Here is a 10,720-nt window from a genome sequence, read left to right as displayed (position 1 = left end):
TTCTGTAGATTTACAGGCTCAAGGTTCAATCTTTGATATTAATGAGAATCTCCTGAATATTCGTGGTTCGGCAATTGATCTACAATCAACAACAGGTTCTATTGGCGAATACACCAACTACCTTGATGTTGATCTATTGTTAGATGGTGCTATTAATATCACGGCTCAACAAGGTGATATTTACGTTAACTCCCTAGATCATGACTTGAAAGTTGGTGTAATTGAAACTCAATTTGATGTCGGTTTACGGGCATTAACCTCGATTGTAGACACGGGAGATACGACAGCTGATGTTATTGGTAGAAACATCACATTAGAAACAGTGGGTAGTATTGGTACTAACTCTGATGTTTTAGAAATTAACACTAACTCTCTAACTGATGGGAAATTAACTGTTGTCAGTGGAGGTAACGTCTATGTTCAAGAGGTAACGAATGACCTGTTTGTTAATCAAGTAAGTGCAGTTGGTCATGCAGGTATCGAAGTCATCTCCGGTGATATGCGAGTGGGGTCAATCACTTCAGATACCTTAGATTTAAAAGCAAATAATGGTCTGTTTATCCAGGGAGCAATTACCACCGCCAATCAAATCAACATGGTGGCTGGAACTTCTCGGTTAGATAAATATGATGATTATTTGAAAATAGGATTACCCAGTGACCTCTACCTGAAACCACTACAACCAGATGCGTTCTCCCTATTCCTGACTGGAACTATTACCAATAATGCAGACAATGCGGTGGTTAATTTGGAATTTCCCGATGATGTAATTCTCCGAGGTAATATCAACGTCAACGGTCAAAACTCTGACCTGAAAATTCGTTCTGAAGGTTGGGTGTACATTGAAAGCTTCTTAACCGTTGAAGATAAAATTGACATTTTAGGCGGTTATCTAGCAAATGGAACTAGCACCAACACTCCAAATAGTCAAGGTTCTAGCGTTTATGTTCATACTACATCGAGAGTTAATACCAAAAAAGCTGGTAGTGCCATTAACCTCCAAGGTGCGAAAGATGTTGATATCTTAGGCACAGTTGTCGCCGGGGGTAGTATTGGTGCAAACGGTGTAACTTGGGCAGGAAATGACGCAACCATCACCGTTAAAGCAGGCCAACAAATCTTCTTAGATACAGGATTACTAGCTTCCAAATCTGTTAGCTTAAATGGCGGTACAGCGGGCGCAGACGATAACGGACTTGGCTTAATTGTCACCGCAGCAGGTGGTGTCACCGCCATGGGTCTAACTTCCGATAATAGTGGCGCATTAATTTCCATGAACAACACCGGCAACATGGAAATGATGGGAACCTTGGCATCAGGCGGTAAGTTAGTCCAAACCTTTGATGCCAACGGTAATATATTATCTCAAACCATTGACTGGTCAGGTAACTACGGCAAAGTTGAGATCACATCTCTTGGACAGGCATTTATTGGTGGTCATACCATTAACCAACAAGGTCAAGCAATTGAAACAGGTGGTTACATCTACGCCAATAACAACATCACGATTAACGGTGGTGGTAACAGTTCCGGTACAGGTGCTTATGTTCAAGCAGCCAGTGAATTAGTTACTCATGCAGCAGATAGTTCCATTATTATTAACGCAGCCCAAGATGTTGATATCCAAGGCTTAGTCTTACCAGGTGGTGAAGTCCAAGATGTCCGCGACACCACCGGCAAATATATGGGACGTTACGCCCATAATTTCGGCGGTAATTCTACCATAAGCGTTCATGCAGATAACCAAATTCGCATCGGTCAAAGCCTGAAAGCCGGAAAACAAATAGACCTTGTGGGCGGTATTGACCCCGTAGAACCCAACCCAGCAGACGGTTCTACCAATTATTCTGGTAGAGGAATGGTTCTCTATGGTTCAACCCAAATTTCCACTTGGCGCGAAAACAGTCAAATTAACCTGAGTGCGAAGGGAGAAGTTGATATACTCGCCCCTGCTTACACCAACGAAATTGAAGCGGCTGCTTTTTATGAACTAGCCACAGGCGTAGTTAGTCAAGATGTCACCCTCAAACTACGTTTAGATAAAGTTGGTTACTTCATTGAAGCCACCGTCACCTTACCCAAATCTGCGACAACTAATAATACCCAAGTCGGTGATTTAGTCGCAGACTTAAATACTGCTATTAAGAATGCGACTTGGACAGTTGTTAGTAGTCAAGATACTACCGCCCATGCTATTGGTAGTACCTACACTGGTTTTGATAATTATGATCTACAGGTAAAACTCCGTGAAGGTCGTTTATTATTAACCAGTTCCTATGCAACCACATTAGTTAAAACTGGTTCAACTAATGCTGATAAACTAGGTTTCACCAATCTGACTACCGATTTAACTTCAACCCTACCTTATACAGTCAAAGCCGACCAAGTAGGTTCAGTTGTGACTATTGGTTCGCCAACCGGACTAAACGGTAAATTGTATATTGCTGGTAAAGTATTGGGTTATGAAACTATTAATTTGAATAGTGGAAATTCGCCCGATGGTGTGGATATTGACTTAGACTATACAGGTTTATTAGAAACTCGTAATAGTTCAATTACCTTAAATGTTGGTACTTATGGAGTTGTTAAAGGTAATGTTATCGCCAGTGGTACAGGTTCTGATATTACTATTAACGCTACCAACACTCTTGAATTAAAAGGTAGTCTCACGGCTACTGATCAAATTAACATCAATGCAGGTACAACTATTACTACTGGACAAACCAGTGTTCATACTTTTGGTACAAGTAAAATTAATGGTAAATCAGTTAATATCACTGGTTTAAATGACGTGATTATTGACAGCACTATCGGCGAAGGTAGTGTGGGTATGACTGGTATTAATATTACCGCAACTTCTGGAGATCTAACCTTAGCCAGCACTTCTGGACGCATTATTACTGATACAAATTTGGTAATGACTGGTAAAAATATCAACTTTGAAGGAGTATTACAAAGTACCAAAGTTGATAATAATGCTAATACCAATGAAGTCTTAATTACTGCAACTAATAATATTTTGTTGATGACAGATATTATTAGTCAAGGAACAGTGAAAATGACCGCAGCTAACCAAATTCAGGGTTATAACGGTCAAATATTAGTCCAGGGAACAGGAGAAGTCCTGAATATTAACCAAACCAATGCTAACGGTAGTATTTCCTTTGGTCGGACCATCTTAACTAACGGTAAATATCAACAACAAGGCTTTGATTTATCCAGTATTGGTAATCTCACCATTAACGGTACAGGGACAGTTAATCTTAACTCTGGTGTGCGTCTCTTCAGTGGTGCAGACAACAGCAATATTAACGTCACTGGTAATATTATCAACGTGGGTGGTTCAATCCTCGCCGGGGCAAACCTCGTTAACAACACCGTCACCTGGACAGGAAAAACCGCCAATATTAATCTCAACGCCGCAGATTTAGTTACATTTGGTGGTTCAGGTGCAGATAACACCACTGGTTTAGTCGTCACCAGAGGCGGAACAGCGATCGCCACAGGTAACATCAACATTAATATTACTGGTGGTAGCAGCACCTTAGACTTCACCATGAACAGTCTAAGTTCAATTAAGAGTGATGCTACAGCCAGGTTTGCGGAAACTGGAACTCTGATTTTTGCAGATAGCACCGACAGCAAAATCAATATCACTGCTGGTAAACAAGTAGAAATTGATGGTTTAATTCAGGCTTATGATGACGGTGCAGACATCACTATTGATAGTGCAGGAATGTTATTAATTAACGGCTACCTGAAAGCAGATGATGTTCTTACCGTTGATGGTGGTGTTGGTGCTTCCGGTTACGGTTTAATGCTAACTCCCTTAATTTATCAAGACCCTCAAGGACGTTTTGTGAATAGTTCTGGGTTCTATATCAATGCTAACGGTGATTATGTCAGTGCGACAGGAACTGTACTAGCTGTAGGTGCTGCACCCGTTGCCAGTGCCGAACTCCCCGCTAACCTCACCCGTGTTGGTGGCGGTACATTAGAAACAGCCACAAGCGGTATCATCAATATTTCGGCTGAATCCGGTCTGGTTTTAAGCGGTCAAATTGCACCACTTAACGATACTAGCGTCAATCCAGATAAGGTATTTATTACCAGTGAGAATAATGCAGGTGATGTCTTTATTGACAATGCTGTGGGCGCTAAGAGTCAGGTTGTCATTAAAGGTAATAATCTCTACCTACTGGATTACCAAGAAACCAACCTACTGAATGCAGTCCGTCCCAATAATGCCTTAATTCAAACCTACGGTGGCGGAACAACCACAACTGATCCGAGTATCCAAATTAACGCATTAGGTCAGGCGATTATTGCTAAGAGTAAAGCCCCCTTATCCCGTGCTTTGGTTGACTCCCATCAGAATTTGGAAGTTATTGCTAATTCTTTAGTAGTACAAGGTTTCTTAGATGCCAGCACCAATATTAGTTTAAATGTCGTCACCGATTTAACTGTTAACGGTTTAGTGACAGCCGCCCAAAACCTCGATATTCGGGCTGGTATTAACGCCAGTTGGACACCCAGCACCATTCGCGGCACAATTACCCGTTCTCAACTCAGTGGTGGTAATGTCTTAGTTAATGGTTCAGGTACATTACAAGCTCAGAATACTGCTACCATTCTCGCAGGGGGAACAGTCACCATTGATGCAGACTCAGCTTTAGGCGCAGGTACAAAACCAGTACCTATCCCCTTCATCACTCAACGCGCCGTTACTGTACCTGTTGTCACTGGCACAAGACAAGTTGCTGATGGCACAATTCAGGTAGAAGTAGTTAACTGGATACCCAGCACTTTCACAGAACAAGTCGGTACAGATAGCGTCAGAGTTGGTAGTAAGTTCTACACAATGGATGTCACATTAACCCAAGATAGTTACTGGAATCCCACTACGCAGATAGAACGAGAATATTTTGTCAATAAAGTTGACTATACAGTTAATGCTAGTGGTCAGTTAATTATTGGTGGAACAACCTATAACGTCGACTGGAGTGCATCTGTTAAACCTACTGTTGATCATGTGTTTGAAAACCTCACAGATGAACAAAGGTGGATAGTTTTAGATAAACTGGGTTACTACAAATTGTATGATTTCAGTTACAGTAACACCAAGATTAACCAAACTATTAACGGTAATGCGAGTGTACAGACTTGGAATCCTAGTTGGGCAGGTAATACAGGTAGAAGCATTATTAATGTACCTATAGATGGCTGGAATAATTCTACCGACTCAAGACAAAATAAATATATTCGTGTTCCTGTTGGTGCAGAAGCTGATGTTCGTAATAATATACTGCGGGTAGTCTCTCAAGGTACGCCCTCAGCTTGGCAGGAATTAGTAGGCAAAAACCGTGATCATGCCGTTGTTAATTATGTTCAAGATCGCTCTCGTTATACAGGAGTAGGTGATTTTGATAACGTTGCTGGACGTTGGGCAGTTAATTATGACAGGAATGGTCAACGAGAATATACTATCTACAATGACAGCAGCAGTGTAATTGCGCGTAGCAACCTCTATCACTCTCGTACCCCTGATTGGGCTGATAATGCAGACTTTGCTCAAAGCAATGACGTTGATTCGCGAAATGCATACGCAGTGAATGAATACTTTAGTGAAAGTGCTGATTTAAGCAATCAATACCTAGAGCAAACGCTTTATAGTCAGTTGGTGGCAAATGAAGGAAATGCGACCTTTAACTTCAGTGCTGTTATGAGTTGGTCTGGAGGAGGCGATAACACTGACTATGACATTCATGTTACCGATAGCCGATATAACGAACGAATTTATTTCGGAGATAAAGATGGCATTGCTCTTGACATGATCGGGGAGGATATAGTTGGAGGTGACTCTGGAACAGAAACTATTGCAGGTTACAATTTAAGTGATCAGCGTAACTTTGGTGTTCGAGCCGATTTCTTTGGAGGTTCATCAGCAAATATCAGTACAGTAGTCACGCTTACTAATACAGACAGTCAAAAATACTTAAAACTCACTAATCCCGATGGCACTTACTATGAACAAAGCCCTGGAACAAGTTACGTCTTTAGGATTAATGGTTCATCAGAAAGCTTTTTCAATTTCTCTGTAGGTGGGAATGGGGGTATTGTTTACGAGGATTACTACAACTACGAATATGACTGGACTTCAATTTGGCACAACATCTACGACAAACGCCAAACCCTACAATATCAATGGGTAAGCAATGCAGAAAATATTTACGATAACCGTCCCCGTTACGAAACTCGTAATATTCAACTCAAAAGTGTTTCCATAGACACCCAGACCAAATGGCGTACTGATAACATCACCGAAGATCAAACCATTTGGGTTACAGAACGTCAAACCTCATCTAACCAAAAAGCTTACGGTCAATTTGCAGGTGACTCCATTAGTGCAGCTAACGGTATTACCATTGATGCCACAGGTAACATCAGCATCACAGGTAAACTGGCCGCTAACGGGACAACAGGTAACATTAATATCAGCAGTTTGGGTCAAGTTAATATCCAAGGTAAACTCCCCACAGGCAGCAGTACAAGTAATACCTTAGCTGCACCTGCCTATATTTCTGCCCAAAATAACCTGACTATTTCCGGTAATAGTGTTACTGTACTTGACTCCAGCGAACTATACGCCAATAGCAACAGTGGTAAAGTTACCATTACCAGCACATCCTCCACAGGTGACATCAACTTTGCCGGTGCAATTAACGCAGGGACAAGCGCCACCTCTGGAACTCAAATCCAATTAAATGCAGGTAATGACCTAATTATTAAGGGCTTACTGAATGCAGGTAATGGAATTACTGGTTTGGCTGGTAATAATGGTGGTAATGGTAATATCACAGGTGATGTTAATACTTATCTCGCCACAGGGACAAACGGCAATATTACCTTAACTGGGGGAACAACATCGGGTAATAAGATTGACTTACCTTCTGGTTTATTAACTACCGGAACCCTCAATTTAACTGCATCTCAGGGCAGCATTAACAACTATTTGGTTACTAATGGAGTAATTCAAAATGGTTTAATTAGTGCTACTACCATGAACCTCAATGCTAAATCTGGTATTAATGCTAACCTGACAGCCACAACTTTGAATGTGACTAACAGCAGTAACGGCAATATTGACCTAGTTGTAGATCGGAAATCAACTACCGATGTTCAAGCCACAATTACCACAGCTAACGGTAATATTGACATTGATTCTGTTCGCGGTATCCGATTATTAAATGTCACCGCATTAGGTGCAGGTAACGACATTAATATTACGGCTGGTGGTACTGTTACTGTTGATAAACTCAAAGCGGCTGATCTTCTCAACATCAAAACCAACGGTGCATTAACTCTTGATCTTGATACAGCCTTGGATTTATCTGCGGGTACTTCCATGACTCTCTCCGCAGGTAGCATCACTCGCAATAATACTAACCGGATTAGTGCCAATAGCTTAGATATTAATTCTGCTGGTACTGTTGATCTTCTTTACATCCAAGTTAGCAACCTCAGCTTTGAAGTTGGTGGCACAGGTAACGTAGATATTGACAACATTGGTAATCTTAACCTCACTGCCGGTCAAGTTGGCAATGGTAACTTTACCCTCAACAATAGCGGGACATTAACTGCAACCTTAGTTCAATCAACGACCAACTCTCAGGCGCATACCTTCAACCTAACTTCTTCTGGTAACATGACCATTGGCAAGATAGACACTGGAGTTTATAGTGAGTACGACGGTAGCAGTAACTTAATCTCCTACAGTCAGATTAACCTGACTGCGAATAATGGCGGTGACATACTTGCACTCAACTCTAATGATAATATTGCTGAATTAGTCGCTGTTAAAGCTAACCTTACCGCCACAGCTACAGGTAGTGATATTGGTTTGTTAGAAGTTGATTTATCGGAAATTACCGCCACTGCTGATGGAACTATCAACATTGAAGGTATCGGTAAATCAGCATCGGGCGCGAATCGCACCTTAAATGTGCCGAGTATGACATCTAACGCAGGTAGTATTTATCTATCCAATTTAGGCACGTTAAGCACTAACTCTGGTTTAAGCGTTCCCACTAGCTCAGGAACTATCCAATTAGTCAGTAAACAAGATGATTTGGTCATTGATCCTGCTGGTAGCGATAAAACCCTGAGCGCCAATACTTTAATTCTTCAAGCTACCCAAACCTTAGATATTGACTCAACCATTACCCTAGATGCTATTAACCTCACCCTTAATGGCGGTGATAGTGGTGTAGTCCAAGGTGGTGTGCGTATACCCATCATCAAGACAAATGATCTCACCTTTGAAGTAGGTTCAGATAACATCATCATTTCGCCTGAATCCTTTGCTAATCTGACTGCTAAGACTCCTGGTGGAGAAACTATCATTAATTTAGTGGCACGAGGTAACTTACAAAGCTCTGGTACTTATGCAGGTTATTATCAGTATCGAGATATCTACACCAACACGACCTATTATCTCGATAGCGCTGATATTTCCCAAGCCACGGTTTATAACACTGCTCTAACGGCTCTCACACAAGCACAAAAAGATAGTCTCACCTTAGCACCCGTATTAAATACCGTTTCTTACCAAGAACGGGAAACCCAAAGCGGTATGTATGCTTACTTCGATGACACTGACAATAATAATGTCTTCGATGGTAGTGAACGAGTTTATTATCAAGAATCTCCCGATAGCAGCACAGTTTATAGTCGTCAAATCAATCAATCTGGAAACTATAGTTCTGGTTACTATGCTTACTCTGTCACCAAAAATATAGCAGGTCAAGTTCCTGTTAATGAAATTATCTATACTACCGAGTCTGACTATAATGTAGTCGCACAAAACCCTAATTATACTGACGTACAAATCTTCTTTACCGCAGTTAGTAGTGGCTTGAACCTGAAATCGAAAACAGTAAGTAAGTTAGCAGGTGGTATTGAATTAGCACAATCTGTCGGCGAATTTAACGTCACTGCAACTAACCTCATCCTCAACGCCCAAAAAGACTTAGGTAATATCAACTTCCAGCAAATGTTAGCTACTGCTAGTTATGTCGAAATTAGCATGGGTGCTGATTTAGTCTTTAATGGTTCACCTAGCACATCTAAACTAGTTGTTGGTTCTACGGGTTACTATAATGGCAATAGCCTTATTGGTGGTAGTGTCACCACGGCTGAGGGTACAACCTTAAATGCGGGGACGATTGAAGTTACAGCCCTGAAAAACATTGATATTGACACAGTATCAACCAACCTGACAGCCACAGCAATGGGTAACGGTTACATCCGAGTTGACTCCACTGGGACTCTGACTCTCAATCAAGTTCAAACTGATGGAAGTGTGACTCTCACAGGTACAGGAATCCTCGGAGGTAACAACTCACGAGATATTCAAGCTAATGCTGTTAGTTTGACTTCTAGTAGTGGTATTGGTAGTAGTAGCAATAGTCTACAAATGACTGCTAATAGCCTGACTGTTCCCAGTGGTAGCGGTGATGTATATGTGGATAATTACGGTGCATTGAGTGTTAATGGAGTTAGTTTGAACAGTGGTAATATTAATATTGCTACCCATAGTCCTTTGACAATTAGCGAAAGTATCACCACATCTGGTACCATTACCTTGAGTGCAGGAGAATCTGCTAGTAGTGGCGATGATTTGACCATTAACAGCGATATTCAGGGTAGTAGCATCACTTTAACCGCAGGAGACAACTTCACACTGAACAACGCTTCAATTAAGACTTCTGGTGCAGTCCAAATTACTGTAGACCAAGGTACAACAGATGTGGGCGTTGGTAGTACGGTCGGAATTTACGGTTATATCACTTCTACAGGCGTAACCATCAACACAGGTAATGATAACGATACCATCAATTTAGGTAGTTCTAGTTCTCCTTACAGTGGCTCGACAGGAACATTTACTGTTAATGGTGGTAGTGGCACAAATGCCCTCAATATTGATAATAGCGGCGATACAGTTGGTCGTTCTGCCACCGTAAGTTCAACCCAAATCGTCGGTTTAGGTGCAACTATTAACTACAGTCAATTTCAGGACATTAACATTAAATTTGGTTCTGGTAATGATGTGATCAATCCCAATTCAGGCGTTACTGCAAACTTAGTAGTTGATGGTAATACTGGTTATGATGTCATTGGCCAAGACTATTCCACCCGCACAGATGACCTTGACCTGACAATTGATTTAGGTTTCGACACTCAAGACTTTGAAGAATACAGTATTATCTTAGGCTCTGGTAATGATACTGTCACTTTGATTAATCCCAGTGTCAGCAATATTGGTGGTAACTTAAACTTCAGTATTAAAGGTAATGCAGGTAGCGATAAATTAAATCTCAACTACTCTAGTAATACCAGTAGTTATAACCAAAATGTGACGGTAAATAATACCTACGTTGACGGATTGGGTTTAAGTAGTCGTCTGCAATATAGCACCATTGAAGCTTTAGCTGTTCAACTCGGTTCTGGTGCAGATACTATTAATCTCACTAATAACTTTACTGCTGGTACATTAGACTTCAACACCGGCAGTGGTAATGATGCACTCACTCTCATAAGTAATTCAGGTCAAACAACCCTAAACACAGAAGCGGGTGCTGATACAATTCGCATTAAAAAAATTAATGCCATTACGAATGTTTATGCGGGTACGGAAGACGATAATATCCAGATTTATAAT

At 41.1% G+C, this 10,720-nt stretch carries 1 protein-coding gene; it reads left to right on the top strand.

Annotated elements, in window-relative coordinates:
- A partial coding sequence (locus FJR37_RS17100; protein ID WP_168466612.1) for a hypothetical protein occupies nt 1-10,720 on the top strand: 10,720 nt, incomplete at both ends.

Origin of the sequence: Aphanizomenon sp. UHCC 0183, assembly GCF_009712065.1 — a bacterium.
Lineage (GTDB): Bacteria > Cyanobacteriota > Cyanobacteriia > Cyanobacteriales > Nostocaceae > Dolichospermum > Dolichospermum heterosporum.
This window is presented reverse-complemented; position numbering and strand designations above follow the sequence as displayed.